The 19,856-nt window shown below is 63.2% G+C and carries 22 protein-coding genes and 1 tRNA gene; 7 read left to right on the top strand and 16 right to left on the bottom strand.

Translation table 11 applies throughout. The annotated features are described in order from the left end of the window. Nucleotides 1–27: 27 nt before the first annotated feature. From AC0L21_RS07340 to AC0L21_RS07325, 4 genes are all read left to right on the top strand, one after another. A complete protein-coding gene (locus AC0L21_RS07340) occupies nucleotides 28–906 on the top strand; it encodes a hypothetical protein (RefSeq protein WP_473259714.1) in 879 nt (292 codons plus the stop codon). 269 nt (nucleotides 907–1,175) lie between these two features. Beyond that, nucleotides 1,176–1,367: a hypothetical protein gene (locus AC0L21_RS07335; RefSeq protein ID WP_473259712.1), complete on the top strand. Its 192-nt coding sequence runs from the start codon at nucleotides 1,176–1,178 to the stop codon at nucleotides 1,365–1,367. Between the two features lie 50 nt (nucleotides 1,368–1,417). Further along, complete coding sequence (locus AC0L21_RS07330) at nucleotides 1,418–1,726, top strand: hypothetical protein (protein WP_473259710.1); 309 nt, start codon at nucleotides 1,418–1,420, stop codon at nucleotides 1,724–1,726. Between the two features lie 155 nt (nucleotides 1,727–1,881). Continuing rightward, nucleotides 1,882–2,238: a hypothetical protein gene (locus AC0L21_RS07325; protein ID WP_473259708.1), complete on the top strand. Its 357-nt coding sequence runs from the start codon at nucleotides 1,882–1,884 to the stop codon at nucleotides 2,236–2,238. Between the two features lie 62 nt (nucleotides 2,239–2,300). On the opposite strand, the gene AC0L21_RS07320 is transcribed toward AC0L21_RS07325, so the two are convergent. Further along, nucleotides 2,301–3,467, bottom strand: coding sequence for an FRG domain-containing protein (locus AC0L21_RS07320; protein ID WP_473259706.1), 1,167 nt, complete (start codon nucleotides 3,465–3,467; stop codon nucleotides 2,301–2,303). Nucleotides 3,468–3,798: 331 nt separating this feature from the next. Between AC0L21_RS07320 and AC0L21_RS07315 the strand changes: the two genes are divergently transcribed. Next, a complete protein-coding gene (locus AC0L21_RS07315) occupies nucleotides 3,799–4,863 on the top strand; it encodes a tyrosine-type recombinase/integrase (RefSeq protein WP_473259704.1) in 1,065 nt (354 codons plus the stop codon). A gap of 754 nt (nucleotides 4,864–5,617) precedes the next feature. Here AC0L21_RS07315 and AC0L21_RS07310 read toward each other — a convergent pair. The 7 genes from AC0L21_RS07310 to AC0L21_RS07280 form a co-directional block, all read right to left on the bottom strand. Further along, a tRNA-Pro gene (locus AC0L21_RS07310) sits at nucleotides 5,618–5,695 on the bottom strand. 110 nt (nucleotides 5,696–5,805) lie between these two features. Beyond that, the gene (locus AC0L21_RS07305; protein ID WP_007611070.1) at nucleotides 5,806–6,384 is read right to left on the bottom strand and encodes a MerR family transcriptional regulator; all 579 of its coding nucleotides are present in this window, start codon (nucleotides 6,382–6,384) and stop codon (nucleotides 5,806–5,808) included. A 27-nt stretch (nucleotides 6,385–6,411) separates the two neighbouring features. After that, entirely contained in the window at nucleotides 6,412–6,753 is a 342-nt protein-coding gene (locus AC0L21_RS07300; RefSeq protein WP_018456841.1) for an integration host factor subunit alpha, read from the bottom strand. A 133-nt stretch (nucleotides 6,754–6,886) separates the two neighbouring features. Beyond that, entirely contained in the window at nucleotides 6,887–7,867 is a 981-nt protein-coding gene (locus tag AC0L21_RS07295; RefSeq protein WP_473259700.1) for a beta-ketoacyl-ACP synthase III, read from the bottom strand. Then, nucleotides 7,864–8,925, bottom strand: a complete 1,062-nt coding sequence (gene plsX, locus AC0L21_RS07290) for a phosphate acyltransferase PlsX (RefSeq protein WP_473259696.1) — start codon at nucleotides 8,923–8,925, stop codon at nucleotides 7,864–7,866. The genes AC0L21_RS07295 and plsX overlap by 4 nt, the downstream gene beginning before the upstream one ends. Nucleotides 8,926–9,223: 298 nt before the next feature. Continuing rightward, nucleotides 9,224–9,787: a YceD family protein gene (locus AC0L21_RS07285; RefSeq protein ID WP_473259694.1), complete on the bottom strand. Its 564-nt coding sequence runs from the start codon at nucleotides 9,785–9,787 to the stop codon at nucleotides 9,224–9,226. Continuing rightward, nucleotides 9,784–10,350 carry a ubiquinol-cytochrome C chaperone family protein gene (locus AC0L21_RS07280; protein WP_473259692.1) on the bottom strand — a complete coding sequence of 189 codons (567 nt, stop codon included), beginning with the start codon at nucleotides 10,348–10,350 and terminating at the stop codon, nucleotides 9,784–9,786. The genes AC0L21_RS07285 and AC0L21_RS07280 overlap by 4 nt, the downstream gene beginning before the upstream one ends. Before the next feature lie 98 nt (nucleotides 10,351–10,448). On the opposite strand from AC0L21_RS07280, the gene AC0L21_RS07275 reads away from it, so the two are divergent. Both AC0L21_RS07275 and AC0L21_RS07270 read left to right on the top strand, forming a co-directional pair. After that, the gene (locus AC0L21_RS07275; RefSeq protein WP_473259690.1) at nucleotides 10,449–10,934 is read left to right on the top strand and encodes an outer membrane protein assembly factor BamE; all 486 of its coding nucleotides are present in this window, start codon (nucleotides 10,449–10,451) and stop codon (nucleotides 10,932–10,934) included. Between the two features lie 86 nt (nucleotides 10,935–11,020). Continuing rightward, nucleotides 11,021–12,022 (top strand): Bug family tripartite tricarboxylate transporter substrate binding protein, encoded by a 1,002-nt coding sequence (locus AC0L21_RS07270; protein WP_473259688.1) that lies wholly within the window; start codon nucleotides 11,021–11,023, stop codon nucleotides 12,020–12,022. A gap of 271 nt (nucleotides 12,023–12,293) precedes the next feature. Here the strand turns inward: AC0L21_RS07270 and AC0L21_RS07265 are convergent, their stop codons facing one another. The 8 genes from AC0L21_RS07265 to nrdR form a co-directional block, all read right to left on the bottom strand. After that, nucleotides 12,294–14,414 carry a sodium-translocating pyrophosphatase gene (locus AC0L21_RS07265; RefSeq protein ID WP_473259686.1) on the bottom strand — a complete coding sequence of 707 codons (2,121 nt, stop codon included), beginning with the start codon at nucleotides 14,412–14,414 and terminating at the stop codon, nucleotides 12,294–12,296. Nucleotides 14,415–14,687: 273 nt separating this feature from the next. Further along, complete coding sequence (locus AC0L21_RS07260; RefSeq protein ID WP_473259684.1) at nucleotides 14,688–15,293, bottom strand: hypothetical protein; 606 nt, start codon at nucleotides 15,291–15,293, stop codon at nucleotides 14,688–14,690. A gap of 90 nt (nucleotides 15,294–15,383) precedes the next feature. Then, a complete protein-coding gene (thiL, locus tag AC0L21_RS07255) occupies nucleotides 15,384–16,373 on the bottom strand; it encodes a thiamine-phosphate kinase (RefSeq protein ID WP_473259681.1) in 990 nt (329 codons plus the stop codon). Nucleotides 16,374–16,525: 152 nt separating this feature from the next. Beyond that, nucleotides 16,526–17,023 (bottom strand): transcription antitermination factor NusB, encoded by a 498-nt coding sequence (gene nusB / locus AC0L21_RS07250; RefSeq protein ID WP_007611091.1) that lies wholly within the window; start codon nucleotides 17,021–17,023, stop codon nucleotides 16,526–16,528. Nucleotides 17,024–17,025: 2 nt separating this feature from the next. Next, nucleotides 17,026–17,517 carry a 6,7-dimethyl-8-ribityllumazine synthase gene (ribH, locus tag AC0L21_RS07245; protein WP_473259678.1) on the bottom strand — a complete coding sequence of 164 codons (492 nt, stop codon included), beginning with the start codon at nucleotides 17,515–17,517 and terminating at the stop codon, nucleotides 17,026–17,028. A gap of 72 nt (nucleotides 17,518–17,589) precedes the next feature. Next, on the bottom strand, nucleotides 17,590–18,213 hold the full coding sequence (locus AC0L21_RS07240; RefSeq protein WP_473259676.1) for a riboflavin synthase: 624 nt from the start codon (nucleotides 18,211–18,213) through the stop codon (nucleotides 17,590–17,592). Then, nucleotides 18,213–19,361 (bottom strand): bifunctional diaminohydroxyphosphoribosylaminopyrimidine deaminase/5-amino-6-(5-phosphoribosylamino)uracil reductase RibD, encoded by a 1,149-nt coding sequence (gene ribD, locus AC0L21_RS07235; RefSeq protein ID WP_473259673.1) that lies wholly within the window; start codon nucleotides 19,359–19,361, stop codon nucleotides 18,213–18,215. Before ribD ends, AC0L21_RS07240 begins: the two co-directional genes overlap by 1 nt. Next, nucleotides 19,358–19,840, bottom strand: a complete 483-nt coding sequence (nrdR, locus tag AC0L21_RS07230) for a transcriptional regulator NrdR (RefSeq protein ID WP_007603426.1) — start codon at nucleotides 19,838–19,840, stop codon at nucleotides 19,358–19,360. Before nrdR ends, ribD begins: the two co-directional genes overlap by 4 nt. Nucleotides 19,841–19,856 lie beyond the last annotated feature (16 nt).

The raw sequence follows: 19,856 nt of genomic DNA, 5'->3' as shown, positions 1-19,856 counted from the left end.
CCGGTCTGCCGCCGCTATAGGCCAGTATTGAACCCACTTGAATGCGAAAGCCACCCGGAGGCGAACCCGGGCGGCTTTCTGGAGGACCTGAACGTGCCGTTGCTTAAGAGAACGTCCGATCAACTTGATTATAGCGCTGCCAGCTCTATTCCGAAGGACCGCGACCAAACAAAGCGGTCGAAAAATGTCGGGCGATCGCGGTCGAAAAATGTCTCGCAGCGGGTCCGCCGATCGCCGGCCAAAGACAGCAAAATCCTTCGGAAGATACAGGCCTTTCGAGCCCCTGATGACGCCGCGCCTGGCGTGTCATCTTCAGTGGCACATCACACCCCTTCACAGGCATCCTCTAAGACACCCGCTAAGGACAACAACATACCCCTCTGGTCTCTGACAGGCGACAAGGTCAAGCTGGTGTTCGCGACCGGTGCCCTGCTGATCGCAGACAGGCCCGCCGTGGCGTTCACGTTCAATCTGACTCCGGAAGCCATAAAGCTAGCCAAAGGCCGCCCCGGGGGCTTTGTAGACTCTTTAAAGCGCTCTCTGGACGAAGAGCTACGGAAGGCCTTCGGCGCTGCCTTCCCCTACTTGTTCGCCATCGACATCAGCGACCATGGCCGCCTGCATATCCACGGCGCCTTCCTACCGCCGACTGAATCGACCAGGATCGACCGGAAGATTAGAGACGCGATGAAGGAGGCTTGGGGCACTTGGAAGGGTCCGGGCGTTCACAAGCAGCTCCTGTTCAGGCCCCTCTACAGTGATGGCTGGGTGGACTACTTGTTCAAGCGGCAGCGGCGGGTTGCCAAGATAATCGAGGGCCGCACCTTCACCATCAATCAGCCGCTGCGCCGTGAAGGCGAATGGACCTACACCGAGGTCCGGCGGATCATCCGAGGGGAACGATAGTCCCGGATTTGCCGCCGCCCCCGAGCCTGGAGGTAACAAGATCATGAATTGCCCGGGGGCGGCCGACCACCCGCGTCTTCGGCTGGGGGGCAGATTAAGACGCGAGCAGCGCGACAAAGCTATGATGCGGCGCAGGGTGTGCAACCCACGGCTTCGTGAACTCAGAAAGGGGGCGCGGTGCGCCGGCACCCTGGGAAATTTCCCAGTATGCGCCCGATGGCTGTCCTCTAAACTCCCGTTGCATTGACGCTTGGGTGGGGATCTAGCGGATGGAAGAGCTGATTGCGACGCTCGAAAAGTTTCGGGCGGAGGCGGACGATTGTGCTCGATTGGGGAGAACTGCGCCCGACAGGCAGACGCGCGCGCTGTTCGAACGGCTGGCTGAACGGCTCCGGGAGATGGTGCAAGAGATCGAGACGACGATCGCCGCGCGGACTAAGCTGAGTGGTCGATGGGAATAGCTGTCCCGGCGCGATGTAAGTCAGTGCTGACTTATGGTAGAACTACGGGATTGACGCAACTAAAAGGACATGAGTCTTATGGCACGTGGATCACCATTCCGGTGATAGCTGCCATGGGGCATTTGATGACGACGAAGTTCATTTCCGAGACGACTTTCCAATTGAAGCGCCAGCTCCTGGTCCGGCGACTCCTTTCGACGGTGCGGGAGTTCGCAGGCGACCACGGCCTGCCGCCGCTCGACGAGGCGGCCTTGCACCAAATGTCAGTCAAGCTCGATGAGGTCGCGGGCGAGCTGCTGATGTTCGGCCATGACGCATGGCCGGAATCAGCTCGCGGTGAGGATAAGGAAGCTGCCTAAAATTTGTGCGCGCGATCGGAAGGTCCAACGCTATATCGCGCTTACCGAACAGCTTCAGCCGTTCGTCTCCTCTGTCAGTGCTCAGCCGGCGCCGGATCAGCGCCGGCTGATTTTTCAGGGGAGAATAGTTCAACCAGTGACATGGAGAGAAGTGAATGCCGAGAGAGCTGAGTAGGGCAGAGCGTGCCTCGCGAGAAGCGCTCGACCTTAAGTTCAAGAGGACCGGACGCGCGAAGGAAACCAACAAAGAGGTCGCCGACGATCTGGTCGCAAAACTTACGCCGAGCGTTGCGACCTCAATCAAGGAGATGCGAGCCGCCATGCGGAAGCAAAAACTTCCCGTCGTTGGTGAGCCTCGCATTGGCGACCTGACCAGATCGCAAGCCATGTCCTACAGCAAGCAATTCGTCCTACTGGCGTTCATGCTGAATCAGGTCGCGGATGATCTTCCGGATACGCCGGAGGAAAAGAAACGGCGCAAAGAAGTCGTGCCTATTGGGATTTCGATCTAAGGAGTTTACCGAAAGGGCGCGGGTCACACCGCGCCCTTTCCTATTCATGGCCCTGAGGAGGCCTAGATTCCAAAAAAGCGCTCCCTCAGTTGATCGCATGCACCATCTAATCCGGGAAAGAGCGAGCCGGCATTGATGCCCATCATGCTCAGCTCTGTTAGAACGTCTTTCCGCTGCTCGACAGGCAAGTCGATGGCCTGGAGGTATTGTCTCCCGGAGCGCTCTTTGGATTTGGATTCCACGTATTCTTCTATGTCCTCCACATTCGTTACAGTCGAGAGGGCCTGCTGGGGGATCATGCGTTGGTTGTTTATCGCGATCGCATCCAGAATTGAGAAGTGAGGACGAGCCGGCGTCAGCTTCTGCAGTTGGTTCCAGTCATTGCGCCATTGCGTTCGATCGAAGATGAAAATCCTGATCTTACCATTGGGCTGATGAACCCGCTTGAACGCAAAGTAGGCGGCAATGAACGGGGAGTAGGTCCAGTCTAGCAGCGGAGTGGGATATCCATGATGCTGCGCTAAGCTTATGAATGCCGCGTTCTCAATAGGATTGATCAAATTGAAGACGTGCGCCGTCAAGCTGCTCAGCTGCTGTTGCAGCGCCGGCACATCGACCTGAAGAAATCTTATGAGGTCCGATCGCTCTGTTCGATGAAAAGCCGTGCAGAGCCGCCACTGGCTATTCTCCTGCCCTCTGTAAATGTAACGGTAATGCTCAAGGTCTCGCACATACCTGCGAAATTCGTCCCACGAATGGATCTCAAGCGGAATGAGGTCCGAGGGCCTGCGCGCGCTGCTGCGCTGGAGTTCCGCCTTACCGAAACTCCCTATGTCCGACTTCCATTTGACTGAGATTTGGTCGCCGTTCCAATTCCAGTCGGTATCGATGGTCTTGGGGAAGATAGCGTTCGGATAGCTAGCTTTAAGATGATCCCAGTGCGCGAAGTCTAGCGTATGTGGATCAAGTGGGGTCAGCGGGACCTTGTCGAGCTTAAAGGACTCTCGGTCCGCTGGGATTTGGACGAACGCAGCCGTCGAAGGTAAGGACCAGTCATCGTCAAACACGTAAGCGCGGCCCTCATAGTTGGGTCCGACCTTATCCATTTCTAGGACAGCAACGCCGGCATTTGACCCAGAGACACGTCCCAACCACTGGCCCTTCACGATATCCGCCCCCTCAATCTGCAAACACCAATACTCATATCCGACCGCCTCTATCATCGCCATGCGATCCGCAGCGGCCCTTCGGCAGGTCGCATTTTCCGCGCGTGATCCTCAACGTCCTCGCTATATGCAAGTCATCAGTAGCGACCAGGACGAACGGAAGTGCACTCTCTCACCAAGCGCGGGCTAACGAAACAGGAGGCAGCCGAATACGTCGGCTGCAACAGCCTCGCCGCGTTTGACCGATGGGTTCACAAGGGACTTATCCCCAGGGCAATGCCTGGGACCACCCGTTGGGACAGGAAAGCCCTTGACGCTGCCCTAGACCGGGCATCGGGGCTTGTGACAGAATCTGCCCCAGAACTGACCCCTTACCAGCGTTGGAAAGCCGAGAATGCGCGTAAGACCCAAGCCGCTTAAGCTCAAGGGCATCAACCGCGTTCCCAAGCTTCGGGCCGACGGCGCAGTCAAAATCTATTTCTACCATCGCGCCACCGGCATTCGGTTGGACCCGGATAGGCTCGCTGAGACCTATGCTGAGGCAGAGAAGCGGAGCCGACGCCGGAGCGACAAGACGCTCACCGATCTCATTCGTCTGTTCGACGCGTCAAGCACCTACGCCGCGCTAAGTGAAGAGTCCCGGAAGCAGTATCCCTGGAAGCTCAAGCGCATTGAACAGCAATGGGGGACCGTCCCTGAGGAAACGTTCAACAACTCCGACGACGCCGACGCCTTCGCGGCGGACGCCCTCGCGTGGCACCAGGAGATGGGTAAGACCTCCCGTCGATCGGCCGACAACCTCATGTCAGCGCTTTGCCGAGTGCTCTCGTTCGCCAAAGAGCAGCGCCGGATCAAGCACCACCCCATCCCGACCTTCCACCGGCTCTACAAGAGCAACCGCGCCGACAAAACGTGGTCGGATGAGCTACAGCAGCAATTCATCAAGACCGCGCGGCCCGCTATGACGACGGCGATGATTCTGGTCCGAAACACCGCGATGCGCGCCAGCGACGTCCGCATGTTTGCCTGGACGCGCTACGACGGCCAGCGCGTGCAAATCCGGTCCAGCAAAACCGGCAAGATGCTTTGGATTCCCGCGACCCGGGAGTTGAAGGCGCACCTGGACGCCCTGCCCCGCACCGGCGCGCTGATCATGCTAACGCTAACAGGTAAGGCCTACACCAAGCGCTACTTCAACGAACATTGGCGCGAGGATGCCGACGCGGTCGGCGCGGGCGATCTAAACTTCCACGACAACCGGGGCACGGCAGCGACGCTTCTAGCTGAGGCACGCGCCACGGCCCCGGAGATTGCTGAGGCCCTAACCTGGACCGTCGACAAGGCTCAGCGCGTGATTGACGCGTATTTGGCCCGCCGTGGCGTTCTGGCAGCGAACGCTATCGCAAAGCTGGAAGAACATCGCGACCGGATAGCTCAAGCAAAAGGGGCCGCCCACTGAGGCGGCCTCCAAGCCTGGTTTGCATATTCAATTAGTGAGGAGAGAGGACAGCCGCGAAGCTAAACGCCACTGCACAGGCGGCGGCTAGTGACCATAGCGTTATCTTTATCTCTCGCGGCATGCCCGGCTAACTCCGGAAGCAGAAGCTGGTTCCGCCCCCCTAAAGCGGCTTTAGTCTTTGTAGAGCAGTATCCCCAGCTCCCGTGCCTGCCTGCGCACTGAGCTAACGTGCCGGCCCAGTGCTTTGGCTGCTACTGTCGCCGTGCTGCGTTCTTGGGCAAGCCGAATGAGTTGGGCCAACTCTTCTTTGGTCCAGTCGCTCTTTGGCCGAGGGGAATCGGTTGCGAGTTCCATCCCCAAGTGTGCCGCATCATGGTTGACGAAAGCAAACGCCGCGTAGTCCTACCTGCTGACTGTTGTGCCGCGTAACTCAGCCGCTAGCTCGGCTCTGAGTTCGTTCTCAAGCTCCCGGATATGCTTGGCCGTTGGGCCATCCGGAAAGTCTTTCGCAAGCTGGCGGCAGTGCGCCAGCTTCCGTTGGATTGCCAAAATATCCCGGTCGCTTTCCATGCCGGGTAAAATCGCCTTTAGACCGCGATGGTTCCGATCAGTGAGGCGGGGCTATTCTCTGAATTGCGAACGAACAGACCAGGACACAAAGAACGGCGGGCGAACAAAACTGCAAACTATCTGCAAACGGGCGGTCGGCTGCAAACCAACCACCCAAAACAGACCTTGATCATATTGAGAAAATTGGTCGGAGCGAGAGGATTTGAACCTCCGACCCCTAGTCTCCCAGACTAGTGCGCTAACCGGGCTGCGCCACGCTCCGAACGTCGTTCCATTAGCTAGGATCGCCGGTTTGCGCAAGGCGAGGTGACACCATTTTGCTGCCTCTGCCGGAGGGCACCGGAACTGGCCCAAAGCCGAGGAGATCCGGCGTCAGGCGTCCTTGAGCGCCTGATCCAGCATCTCGCGGCAGGCGATGAGCTCGGCGAGCACCCGTCCAAGGCGCTCGCGGTCGATGGCGCTGGGGCCGGCGGGCGCGGCGGGGGTGCCGCCCTTGCGGAAGGTGGTGAGGATTTCCTCGTCGTCGGTCTCGGAGAAGCGGAAGTCGATGCCCTCCTCCTCCTCGCCCTGGTAATCGTCATCGTCGCTGTCGCGGGCGCCGCGGACGCCAGTCTCCTCCTCGGGCTCCATCAGGCTGGCGCCGACGGCGTCCTCGATGGCGCCGAACGAGACCGCGGCGGCGCTGTCGGCGAGACCCTGCACCGATTTGACGCCGTGTTCTTTCAGGATCCGCTGCACCCCGCGGATGGTGTAGCCCTCCCCGTAGAGCAGACGGCGGATGCCCTTGAGCAGGTCGACGTCGTCGGGGCGGTAATAGCGGCGGCCGCCGCTGCGCTTCATCGGCTTGATCTGGGAGAATCGGGTCTCCCAGAACCGCAGCACGTGCTGCGGAATGTCGAGTTCCTGCGCTACTTCGCTGATGGTTCGGAACGCATCCGGCGCCTTGTCCAAATGCCAAATCCTTATCCGAAGGGCGGATTACGCCTCGGGTTGCGCCTTGCTGGCGTCGCCATTGGTGCGGTGCTGGGCGTTGATCCGCTGCTTCAGGATCGCCGACGGCTTGAACACCATGACCCGGCGCGGCGAGATCGGCACCTCGGTGCCGGTCTTGGGGTTGCGACCGATGCGCTGACCCTTCTTGCGGACCATGAAGGAGCCGAACGAGGACAGCTTCACCGTCTCGCCTTTCTCAAGGCAATCGGTGATCTCCTTCAGCACGAGTTCCACGAAGGCAGACGATTCCGTGCGCGACAGCCCCACCTTCTGGTAGACGGCCTCGCAGAGATCGACACGCGTTACGGTTTTACTTTGATCGGTCATCGCCCTGCCCCACATCACGGCGAACAATTGTTGTCTGAAATTATGAGCTTACGATACGGCGGTCAACAGCGCTCATCAATGCAGGCGCATCGATAATCCGATCTGATTCGGGCAAAATTTTATCGACTGTGGCTTACCAGCGCACCAGCGCGGAGCCCCAGGTGAAGCCGCCGCCCATGGCTTCCAGCAGAACCAGGTCGCCACGCTTGATGCGGCCGTCCTTGCGCGCCACCGACAGCGCCAGCGGGATCGAGGCCGCCGACGTGTTGCCGTGAAGGTCCACCGTCAGCACCACCTTCTCCGGCGCGATATGGAGCTTGTGCGCGGACGCGTCGATGATTCGCTTGTTGGCCTGGTGCGGCACGAACCAGTCGATGCTGTCGGCATTGAGCCCGGTCGCCTTGAAGGCATCGACGATCACGTCGGTGATCATGCCGACCGCGTGCTTGAAGACCTCGCGGCCCTCCATGCGCAGATGGCCGACGGTCTGGGTCGAGGACGGGCCGCCGTCGACGAACAGCTTCGCCTTGTGACGGCCGTCAGAGCGCAGATGCGTGGTCACGATCCCCCGGTCGGTCGCGGCATTGCCCGGCTGCTCCTGCGCCTCCAGCACCACCGCGCCGGCGCCGTCGCCGAACAGCACACAGGTGCCGCGGTCGGTCCAGTCGAGGATGCGCGAGAAGGTTTCCGCGCCGATCACCAGCGCGCGTTTGAAGGCGCCCGTGCGCAGGAAATTGTCGGCGGCGGCGAGCCCGAACACGAAGCCCGAGCACACCGCCTGAAGGTCGAAGGCCGCGCCATGGTTGATGCCGAGCCCGTGCTGCACGGCGACCGCGCTGGCGGGGAAGGTGTTGTCAGGGGTCGAGGTCGCGAGCACGATCAGGTCGATCGACTGCGCGTCCACGCCGGCATCGGCGAGCGCGGCCTGCGCCGCCCTCAGCGCTAAGTGCGAGGTGAACTCGCCCTCGGCCGCGATATGCCGCTCGCGAATGCCGGTGCGCTGCACGATCCACTCGTCGGACGTGTCAATGCGCGCCGCCAATTGGGCGTTGGTCACCACCTGCTCCGGCAAATAAGAGCCGCAGCCCAGCACGACCGAACGAATTTGAGTCACGAAACAGCCTCCTGCGCGGCCTGCACGGAATTGAGTGCACCACCTTCGCGGTTGAGCATCTGATTGATCTTGTTGAGGAGATCGAATTTGACCATCTCATAGCCAACATCAATCGCATAGGCAAAGCCTTCGGCAGCGATTCCGCCATGGCTCTTGACCACGATCCCGTTCAACCCCAGCAACACGCCGCCGTTGGATTTGTTCGGGTCCATCTTGTTCCGCAGGGCCTGAAAGGCGTTGCGCGCAAAGAGATAGCCGAGCTTTGACAGCCAGCTCCGCTTCATCTCGTCCCGGAGCAATTCCGCCATCTGCCGCGCGGTTCCCTCCGCGGCCTTCAGCGCGATGTTGCCGCTGTAGCCCTCGGTGACGATGACGTCGGCCACCCCCTTGCCGATTCCGTCGCCCTCGACGAAGCCGAGATAGTCGAGCTCGGGCAGGTTCCTGGCGCGCAGGATTTCGCCGGCCTCGCGGATCTCCTCGTGCCCCTTGATCTCCTCGACCCCGATATTGAGCAGGCCGACCGTGGGTCGCTTCTTGTTGAACAGCACGCTGGCCATCGCCGCGCCCATGATGGCGAGCGACACCAGATGATGCGTATCGCCGCCGATGCTGGCGCCAAGGTCGAGAACCACGGAATCGCCGCGCCTGGTCGGCCACATGCCGGCGATGGCCGGACGGTCGACGCCCGGCAGCGTGCGCAGGTGGAAGCGCGACATCGCCATCAGCGCGCCGGTATTCCCGGCCGAGACCGCAACATCCGCCTCGCCCTTTTTCACCGCATCGATGGCAAGCCACATCGAGGAGGTCCTGCGGCCGCGCCGCAGCGCCTGGCTCGGCTTGTCCTCGCCGCTGACCGCGACATCGGTATGGATGATCTTCGACGCCGCCTTCAGCGCGGGGTGGCGCTCGAGCTCAGGCTCGATCTTGGCGCGATCCCCGATCAGCAGGAATTCGATCTCGCGATGCCTATCAAGCGAGATGGCGGCGCCTGGAATGACCACGGCGGCGCCGGCGTCGCCCCCCATGGCGTCAAGCGCGATGCGAACCTTGCTTGGCATAAAAGTCCTGGAAACCTGGTCTGGTGCGGTCTTGAACGAGCGGGGCCGCAAATGGGTTCGCCACGAACATGGCGGTCGGTCAAGCGCCACGCCGCACCCGGACCGGGGCGCGACAATAGCGTTTTGTTATCCCGAAACAACCTCTTGCCCCCAGCCTTTTGCATCTGGGAGCATCGGGCCGCGGACGGAGTAATTCACAAGAAACGCATCAAAATCAAACGGATAATTCGACCTTTCAAACCACCACCGCAAACACCTCGCGCCCCGTAGCAAAGCGGTCCTCTGGGAAAGACGGCAGCTATTGGTCTTTCTTCTTGCCCTGGAGTGCCTTCAGGACCGCAAAGGGATGGTCCTCCGGATCGGGGGCGATGACCTCGGGCTCAAACACGACCCCCGGCTTCCGCGGATAGGGGTCGACCGCCAGGAACAGGGCGTCGGTGGCGAGCCGGCCGAGGTCGATAGTGCCGTTGACGATCGCCTCCGGCGGGTCGGCGACCTGCTCCTGATCGTCCTGCCCCTCCTCCATCAGGTCGGCCAGGCGGCGGACCTCGGCCTCGGGGGCGAATATCAGGTCCACCGCCTCGTCGATGTCACTCTCCATCGGGTCAAGCGTGACCACACAGGTCTGGCCGATCCGGGCACGAACGTGGCCCGTAACCTGGATCCGGTTGCCGCTCTTCGGCACGACATCGAAGTCGGCCTGGACCGAGACAACCTCGCGCAAGCCAGCCGTCTCGGCCATGGCCTGCCGCTCGGCGGCCGAGGCCTCGAGCTTGCGATGCAGGCCGGTATCCGGGATCTGTGCAACGATGACGGGCACCCGCCAGGGATCGGGCCCGGTTGCTGGTATCGGTCGGGTCATGGCGTGACATCCTCAGGGAGTGCTGGGGGAAACTTGAAGGACGCACCCAGCAGTGCGGCCTCGCCGGTCCGGGCGAGCTCGGCCTCGACAGCCCTGGCATAGGCCGCGAGCCGCTGCGCCTGGTCCATGCCGACCCCATTCAAGATATTCTTGCAGATCGCCGATGCCAGCGCCTCGCCGCCGCTTTCCATGGCCTGATCGTAGGCCTGGACCCGGCCGTAAAACGCCTCGCCGAAGGCTCGCATCCGCTTCGGAACGGTCTGGTCGCCTATCCCCATCTCGCGCAGATTGTCGTCCATGTCCTCGCAGAAGCGGTCGAACAGCGCCTGCGACAGCTCGGTGGCGCCGTGTCCGGGAGCGCCCTGGACCGTGCGCAGGCGGCGCAGCAGCAGCCAGAGGTGCAGCAGCAACAGATCGAAACGCCCGTTAACGGTATCCGGCACGCCCAAGTCGCGGTAAAATATGGGTTCTCGCGCCTGCGTCACGATCATGCCATAGATGGCTTCAATGGTGCCCGGCGAGGCTAGGCGGGGTTTCCTGAAGTGATTGAACGGCCAAAGCATTGTGGTTTCCGCAAGCGGGCGCGCGCGTGTTGCATTCAGAGCCTCCGCCCGGTACTTCAGCGCCTCGCGCGACGCAAGGGGACGGAATCAGTTCCGCTATGACGATAACGAACCAGACCAGCCTGCGTGCAGACAAGCGGCGCGGCCTTCATGCACATTGGCGCGGCTTGCGCCTGCTCGCGGCCGCGGCCCTGATTGGCGTTGCGCTTGCCGGCTGCACCGGCGAGCAGTTCCAGAAGGGTTATATCCTGCCGCCTGGCGCGCTGGAGCAGATTCCGATCGGCGCGAGCCAGGACCAGGTGCTGATCGTGATGGGCACCCCCTCCACCGTGGCAACCCTCGACGGCGAGGTGTTCTATTACATCTCGCAGCGCTCCGAGCGCATGGTCGCCTTCATGAACCAGAGGGTGGTCGATCAGCGCGTCATCGCGGTCTATTTCGACAAGAACCGGCGCGTGCGCCGGCTTGCGAATTACGGTCTCCAGGACGGCAAGATCTTCGACTTCATCAGCCGGACCACGCCGACGTCGGGCCAGGAGATGAGCTACCTCACGCCGATCTTCAAGCTGCTCAGCTTTAACTGAGCCTTCAGCCTGCGGCTTCGTGCGGCTTGCCGTTGCGCGTCCTGTTCCATACGCTCCCTGCAAAACAAGATGCAGGGAGTGGATTCGTGCCCAATCAATTGCTGTCCCGCCGTCGCGTGCTCACCGGCGCTGCCGCCCTCTCGACCGCAGCGATCCTGCCGCGATCGAGTCTGGCGGACTGGAAGCCCACCGAAAACGTCCGCCTTGTCGTGCCGGCGGCCGCCGGCGGTTCGACCGACGTGATGGGTCGACTTCTGGCGGCGCATCTGCAGACCGCCTGGGGCCAATCGGCCGTGGTGGAAAACCGGTCCGGCGGCGGCGGTACGATCGGCACAGCCGAGGTGGTCCGCGCCAAGCCTGACGGCCACACGATCCTGATAGGCAATCCCGGCCCTAACGCGATCGCCTACAGCATTTTCAAGAACCTCACCTACAAGCCGGACCAGCTCCAGCCGGTCTCCAACATGATCCGGATCCCGAACATCGTCTCGGCGCATCCCAAGACCGGCATCAAGTCGATCGCCGAGCTGGTCGCCTATCTCAAGGCCAATCCGGACAAGCTCAGCTACGCCTCCTCCGGCGTCGGCCAGAGCCCTCACCTCACCGGCGCCTGGTTCCTGCAGCTCACCGGCCTGAAGATGACGCACATCCCGTTCCGCGGCGCCGGTCCCGCGCTCCAGGCGGCGCTCGCCGGCGACATCCAGATCCTGTTCGACAACCTCTATCCGAGCCTGCCGCAGGTACAGAACGGCACCCTTACCGGCCTCTGCGTCACCACGACTGAGCGCAGCGACCTCGCGCCGAACCTGCCGACCATGCGCGAGAGCGCGCCGGAGCTCGCGGCTTTCGACGTCTCGTCGTGGTTCTCGGTTTTCCTGCCGAAGGGTGTGCAGCCCGCCATTGTCGAAGCGCTCAACCTTCAAGTGAAGGCGATGCTCGAGCGTGACGATATCAAGAAGAACATCGTCGCCATGGGCGCCCGCGCAGACTACGGCACGCCCGACCAGTTTGCCGCCTTCGTGGACGCCGAGACGAAGAAGTTCGCCGGCATCATCCAGAAGGAAGGGCTGCAGATGGACGTGCAGTAGGTCCCGCTTGTGGCGCTGGGGATTTGAACCAGTTGAAGGCGAGGAGGATGGCCGCCGCCAGCGCGACTGCCAACATTGTGCGAGGCCCGGATTGCCGAGAGCCCCTTTGCGCCTTGCCGCAAGTTGGACAAACACTGTCTGCCGCCAACATGTCGCAGCCGCACCCTATACATCTGGTCGTCTCGAACTTCATGGCGACGGTCTCTTAGAGCGAACAACAAAAAACCCGCGGTTTGCACCGCGGGTTTGTCGCTTGTCGCGCACTGCAGGTTCAGTGCGCGAGGATCGCCAGCAGCAGCAGCGCCACGATGTTGGTGATCTTGATCATCGGGTTCACCGCCGGTCCCGCCGTGTCCTTGTAGGGATCGCCGACCGTGTCGCCGGTCACGGCCGCCTTGTGGGCGTCGCTGCCCTTGCCGCCGAAATGACCGTCTTCGATGTACTTCTTGGCGTTGTCCCAGGCGCCGCCGCCCGAGGTCATGGAGATCGCGACGAACAGGCCTGTCACGATCACGCCGAGCAGCATCGCGCCCACGGCCGAGAACGCCGCCGACTTGCCGGCCGCCCCGCCCCCCGCGATCGCATAGATCACGAAGTAGACGAAGATCGGTGACAGCACCGGAAGCAGCGAGGGGATGATCATTTCCTTGATCGCCGCCTTGGTCAAAAGATCGACCGCCTTGCCGTAATCCGGCTTGTCGGTGCCTTGCATAATGCCCGGCTTCTCGCGGAATTGGCGACGGACTTCCTCGACGATCGCGCTCGCCGCACGGCCCACGGCGGTCATGCCCATCGCGCCGAACAGATACGGCAAGAGACCTCCGAACAACAGGCCGACCACGACGTAGGGGTTGTTGAGCGAGAAGTCGGGTTTGACGCCGGCGAAGTAGGCGTGGTGCGCGGAATCCGCAATGAAGAACTTGAGGTCCTCGTTGTAGGCCGCGAACAGCACCAGGGCGCCGAGACCGGCGGAGCCGATCGCGTAGCCCTTGGTCACCGCCTTGGTGGTGTTGCCGACCGCATCGAGCGCGTCGGTCGACTTGCGGACCTCCTTCGGCAGGCCCGCCATCTCGGCGATGCCGCCGGCGTTGTCGGTGACCGGACCGAACGCGTCGAGCGCGACGACCATGCCGGCAAGCGCGAGCATCGTGGCGGTCGCGATTGCGATACCGAACAGGCCGGCGAGGCTGTAGGTGACCAGGATGCCGGCAATGATGACGATCGCGGGCAGCGCGGTCGATTCCATCGAAACGGCGAGGCCCTGGATCACGTTGGTGCCATGGCCGGTCACCGACGCCTGGGCGATCGACTTCACGGGACGATAGTCGGTGCCGGTGTAGTATTCGGTGATCCAGATGATCAGCGCGGTGACGGCGAGGCCGACCACGCCGCACTCGAACAGCGCCATGCCGGTGTAGTCGACGCCGGCGAGCTTGCCGAAGCCGATCAGGTAATAGATCACGCCGGCGATGCCGACCAGCGACAGGACGCCGGTTGCGATCAGGCCCTTGTAAAGCGCGCCCATGATCGACTGGCTCGGCCCGAGCTTCACGAAGAAGGTGCCGATGATCGAGGTGATGATGCAGATGCCGCCGATGGCGAGCGGCAATGTCATCATGTCGGCGAGGATCGGCGTCTTGGCGAAGAAGATCGCCGCCAGGACCATGGTGGCGACCGCGGTCACCGCATAGGTTTCGAACAGGTCGGCGGCCATGCCGGCGCAGTCGCCGACATTGTCGCCGACGTTGTCGGCGATGGTGGCCGGGTTGCGCGGATCGTCCTCGGGAATGCCGGCCTCGACCTTGCCGACGAGGTCGCCGCCGACGTCCGCACCCTTGGTGAAGATGCCGCCGCCGAGACGGGCGAAGATCGAGATCAGCGAGGCGCCGAAGCCGAGCGCCACCATGGCGTCGATCACGACGCGGCTGTCAGGCGCAAGCTTCAGCGAATGGACCAGGAAGCCGAAATAGAGGGTCACGCCGAGCAGCGCGAGACCCGCCACCAGCATGCCGGTGATGGCGCCCGCCTTGAAGGCAAGCTCGAGACCACCCGCGAGCGACGTGGTCGCCGCCTGGGCGGTGCGCACATTGGCGCGGACCGAGACGTTCATGCCGATGAAGCCGGCCGCCCCCGACAGGATCGCGCCGATGGCAAAACCGATCGCGACATAGAGCCCCAGGAAATAGGCGAGCAGCACGAAGATGACGATACCGACCATCCCGATCGTGGTGTACTGACGCCGCAGGTAGGCCTGTGCGCCTTCGCGCACCGCTGCCGCGATTTCCTGCATGCGCGGAGACCCCGCATCCGCGCTCAAGACCGAAGACGTCGCCCAGATCGCGTAGACGACGGAAAGCACTCCGCAGAGCACAATCAACCATAATGCTGTCATGTGATTTTTTGCCTCAGATCCTTGATGAACGTACCCCCGGCGCCTTTTGTTTTCCGTCGTGCGGTGCGGCGCCTTGATTTGAAAAAGGCCGCTCCTTGCCCGAAGGCGCGGCCCTAGTCGGTCACGACCTTGCCAAAATCAAATTGAGGGTGCAACGCCGGATGACCCGAAAAAGCCGATCTCGGCAAGTATTTAGGCCGGTCCGGAGTCGCCCGTTTGCCACAGAACAGGCAAGCGACCTACCGAAGGGACCGAGCCCAGCCGTGGCCAAGCCTAGGCCGCCGACCTCACAGGATGACGGGATGAGGACGCGATCTCGAAGGTCTGGCCATCATCCGTCCTCCGCGTAGTCGAGACCTTGATCTCATAGACGCCACCGTTCGGACTAGGCTCCAAACGAACTGCGATCGTCTGGTCGGGTGTCACGGGACCAAGCGCCACATCCTGGTCAGGCAAAACGAGTGTCGCCAGCTCGTTGACGAAAACGACCACATGCATGCCCTTCGGCATGTTCTTCGTCGCCCATTGCCGTAGGTGATCGTGATAGGGCTGTCGGCTCCATGCCGATGGCAGGCCTGGATCGACCTGGATCTGGATGTTCCGGCTGATCGGATGGATGGTGACCACCATCTTCGCCTGATCGGGCTTCCATTGCGCCGGCATCGCCGCATCCGTTCGCCAGAGGCAATTGAATTCCGCGCACTGGTCCGGCAGGCTGTCGTGGATCTTGCAGCCGCGCCCGGGCTTGCACTGCCCGCACCACTTGCCGGCAGGCTTCTGGATCTCAGGAATGTTGTAGACCTTGCAGCAGAGCGTGCAGCTTCCACATTCCCTGCCGGGAACAGGCTGCAGCTTGCTCGCGGTTGAGGTCGCTGTCATCCGAATCAAATCCGCCGGTTTGCGATTGCCGATAGTACCCGGTTGTCCCCAAAAAGCAGAGAGACTAGACGCGCCTGGCCGCACCAGGGCCTAGAAATGGCTATAGGATAGGCGGCGCAGTGTGATTTTGCGGCCTTCTGCGCCCGTCCATCGCGGCGCTTGTTGGCCGGCGATGATGGTGCCGATCGCCGTGACGCGGACACCAGCCTGCTCGGCCTCCCGTATGAAATCGGCGCAGCGCGATTCGGGAATGGCGCACAGAACTTCGTAATCGTCCCCGCCGGACACGAGCCTTTCAAGGCCGACGGCGGACATCGCAGCGGCTGGTGACAGCGGAACATGGTGCGCCTCGACCAAGGCGCTGACGCCGGAGGCGGCGCAGAGCTTGGCAAGATCACCTGCCAGACCATCGGACACGTCCATCGCTGCGCTGGCATGGGCGAGCACTGCCCCGGCCAATGCATTGCGCGGCCGAGGGAGGCGATAGCGATCGATCAGATAGTCCTGCGCGGCCTGATCTGCCGTCAGCATGGCCGCCATCGTCCCGCCCGTGAGCACATCGAGGCCGAGCGCGGCATCGCCGATCGTCCCCGTGACCAGGATACGGTCGCCCGGCTTCGCGCCGGTGCGGCCAACCATCCGCCCCTGCGGCACGCGGCCAAAGGCGGTGATCGAGATCATCTGCGGCCCCGGCGTCGACACCGTGTCCCCGCCGAGCAGCGGACAGGCGAAGGTCTTGGCATCCTCGCCTAGCGCATCGGCGAACGGCCTGAGCCAGGCGTCTTCCTTGCTGCGCAGCGCCAGCGTCAGCATGAAGCCGGCCGGCACGGCGCCCTTGGCGGCGAGATCGGACAGGTTCACCCGCAGCGCCTTGCGCGCGATGGTATCGGGCGGATCGGCGGCAAGATAATGCACGCCCTCGACCACCGCGTCGGTGGTGACGACGATGTCGCTGCCGAGCGCCTGCAGGATGGCGGCATCGTCCACCAGCCCCAGCGCGCCGGGATCAGTCGCCAGCGGTTTGAAATAGCGCGCGATGAGGGAGTCTTCGGCGGATACCGTTTCTTTGTCCTGCGTCACGGCACTAGACCCGTCATCCTGAGGTGCGAGCCCTTGCGAGCCTCGAAGGATGCGCGGCCGAGATGCACCTTCGGTGGCACGCCGCCGTCCTTCGAGGCCTCCGCTTCGCTCCGGCACCTCAGGATGACGGCTACGGCGGACGTCGTCTCAATCTACCCCCGCCCGAACTCGTCACCGCGAAACTGGCGGCCGATCTGGTCGAGCACCGCGTTGACCATGCCGGTCTCCTCGCGGTCGACGAAGGCATTGGCGACGTCGACATATTCGGACACGACGACGCGGCCCGGCACGTCCTTGCGGTGTTCCAGTTCGTAGGCCCCTGCCCGCAGCACCGCGCGCAGGATCGCTTCGATGCGCTTCAACGGCCAGCCCTTCGACAGCGCCTCGTCGATCAGCGGATCGAGCTTCTTCTGGTCGCGCACGACGCCGGAGACGACGTCGCGGAAGAACGCCGCTTCCGCCGGGAGATATGTGTCGCCCTCGACCTCGTTACCGAGCCAGTGGCTCTCGAACTCCGCAAAAATGTCGTTGATGCCGGCACCGCCGATATCCATCTGGTACAGCGCCTGCACGGCTGCGAGCCGCGCCGCACCGCGCCGGTTCGCCTTCTTCTCCGTGCCGGCCGGCGGCTTCTTGTTGTTGTCGGCCATGATCAAGCCCGCGCCAGCCGGCGCTTGATGCGCAGCATCGCAATCGCGGCCCGCGCGGCATCGCCGCCCTTGTTCAGCTCGCTGGCGCGCGCCCGCGCCCAGGCCTGCGCCTCGGTGTTGACGGTGAGGATGCCGTTGCCGAGCGGCAGCTTTCGCGCCACCGCCAGGTCCATCAGCGCGCGCGAGGATTCCTGCGAGACGATCTCGAAATGGATGGTGTCGCCACGGATCACGCAGCCGAGTGCGATCGCGGCGTCGTAGGGCTTGCCATTGGCGGCCGCGGCATCAACCGCTATGGTGATCGCCGCAGGAATCTCCAGTGCGCCGGGAACCGTGATGACGTCATGGGTCAGACCGGCCGCCTTCAGCTCGGCCACCGCGCCTTCGAGCATCGCGTCCTGGAGATCGTCATAGAACCGTGCCTCGACAATCAGCGCGCGTGCGCCGGAGATGTCGGTCTGGTCCTTGAGGGGTGCGCGCCGCGCGTCTGCCATAGTCAAATCCGTTCCACAGGGGTTGGCGCTATGTAGTCGCCACCAGCGGGTAAGCCAAGTTCAAAGACGCCGTCACTTCATTTCCGTCAGCCGCGCCGCGTAGCGGGCCATCAGATCGACCTCGATATTGACCTCATTCCCCGCCTTCCAGCCGCCGATCGTCGTGACCGTCAGGGTGTGCGGGATGATCAGCACCGAAAAGCTCACGTCCTTCACCGTATTAACCGTCAGCGAGACGCCGTCGAGCGTGATCGAGCCCTTGGTCGCGATGAACCGCGCCAGCTCCCACGTCGTGGAGAGCTCGAACCGCGCCATGTCGGGCAGGTCCTCGCGGCTGACGAGGGTCGCGATGCCGTCGGCATGGCCGGCGACGATATGCCCGCCGAGCTCGTCGCCGATCTTGAGCGCACGTTCGAGATTGAGCCTGGTGCCGACCCTCCAGTGCTTTGCGGTCGTCAGCGCCAACGTCTCGGCCGCGGCATCGACGTCGAACCATGTCCTTTGAGCAGAGTCCTTGCCGCTTTCGACGCCGGACGCGACCACCGTCAGGCAGACGCCATTGCAGGCGATCGAGGCGCCGTCCGCAATGGTGGTCTGGTCGTAGCGGCAGGCGATGCGCAGCCGGTGCAACTGGCCCCGCGCGGTCGGCGTGAAGCCGACGATCTCGCCGATATCGGTGACAATGCCGGTGAACATTACGCGCGCTCGTAGATGGTGAGAGTATCCTTGTCGAAGGTCTCGCTAGCATGAACCTTGTAGGCCTGCGACTGCGTGATTTTCGACAGCGGCAATGCGGCGAGCGCATCCACCCCGTCGGCGCCCACCGCCTCCGCGCCGCGAAACAGCCAGATCTCGTCAACGAGGTCGGCGGCGATAAAGGACGCGGCGACGCGGCTGCCGCCCTCGACCATCAGCCGCGTGATGCCCTTGCCGGCCAATGCATGCAGCACCGCCGCAAGATCGAGTCCCGAGGCGTTGCCGGGCGGCACGCGGATCACCTGCGCGCCGGCAGCACCGAGCCGCGTGGCGGCCGCGGCCTCCGCGAGTTCAGAACCCACCACCCACAGCGGAATCTCGCGCGCGGAGCCCACGAGCTTGCTTGCGCCGGGAATGCGCAGGTTCTGGTCGAGCACCACGCGCACCGGCGAGCGCACCGCCATGCCCGGCAGGCGGCAGTCGAGCTGCGGATCGTCCGCCAGCACCGTGCCGATGCCGACCAGGATGGCGTCACTCTGCGCCCGCAGGAGATGCACCCGGTTGCGCGCCGCCTCGCCGGTGATCGCGACCGGCTTGCCGCCAGCCGCACCGATCTTGCCGTCGGGCGAGACCGCGAGCTTCAGGATCACATGCGGGCGGTGATCCCTGATGCGACGGAAATGCCCGGCATGATCGAAAGCGGCTTCGCGCGCGCACAGACCCACATCCACTATGATGCCGGCGGCGCGCAGGCGCGCATGACCTTGACCCGCGACTTCCGGATTGGGATCCTCGATCGCGGCGACCACGCGCTTGATGCCCGCGGCGATCACTGCGTCGGCGCACGGGGGCGACTTGCCGAAATGCGAGCACGGCTCCAGCGTGACATAGAGCGTGGCATCGCGCGCGGCCTCGCCTGCGCGCCGCAGCGCTTCAGGCTCGCCATGCGGCCGTCCGCCGGGCTGGGTCCAGCCGCGGCCGACGATCACGCCGTCCTTGACGATGACGGCTCCGACGGCGGGATTGGGCCAGGTACGTCCCTGCCCGCGCCTGCCGAGCGCCAGCGCAAGCTCCATGAAGCGCCGGTCGGCATCCCTGGACTCGCGCGCCTTTTGCGCGAATTGATCCTCCAGGATGCGAAAGATCATTTGCGGATCGCGGCGAGCCGCGCTTCCTCCTCACCGGAGAGCTCACCGAGCACGTCGGCGAAATCCTTGGCCTCGCGGAAATTGCGGTAGACCGAGGCGAAGCGGACATAGGCGACGTCGTCGAGCGTGCGCAGATGTTCCATCACGGTCTCGCCGATCACCTCCGATGAGATTTCGGCTTCACCCCCGGTCTCGAGCTCGCGCACGATGGTGGAGACCATCTTCTCCACCCTTTCAGGCTCGACCTGCCGCTTGCGCAAGCTGATCGACACCGAGCGCATCAGCTTGTCGCGGTCGAACGGCACGCGGCGGCCGTTGCGTTTGATCACCGTGAGCTCGCGCAGCTGCACCCGCTCGAAGGTGGTGAAGCGGAAATTGCAGGCGACGCACACGCGCCGCCTGCGGATCACGGAAGAGTCCTCGGTCGGACGCGAGTCCTTCACCTGCGTATCGAGACTGTTGCAGTTCGGGCAGCGCATCCGTTGACCTTGACCG

The sequence above is a fragment of the Bradyrhizobium sp. WSM4873 genome (assembly GCF_055811355.1).
The sequence above is the reverse complement of the archived record's forward strand: the minus strand, read 5'-3'. Positions and strand labels throughout refer to the sequence as shown.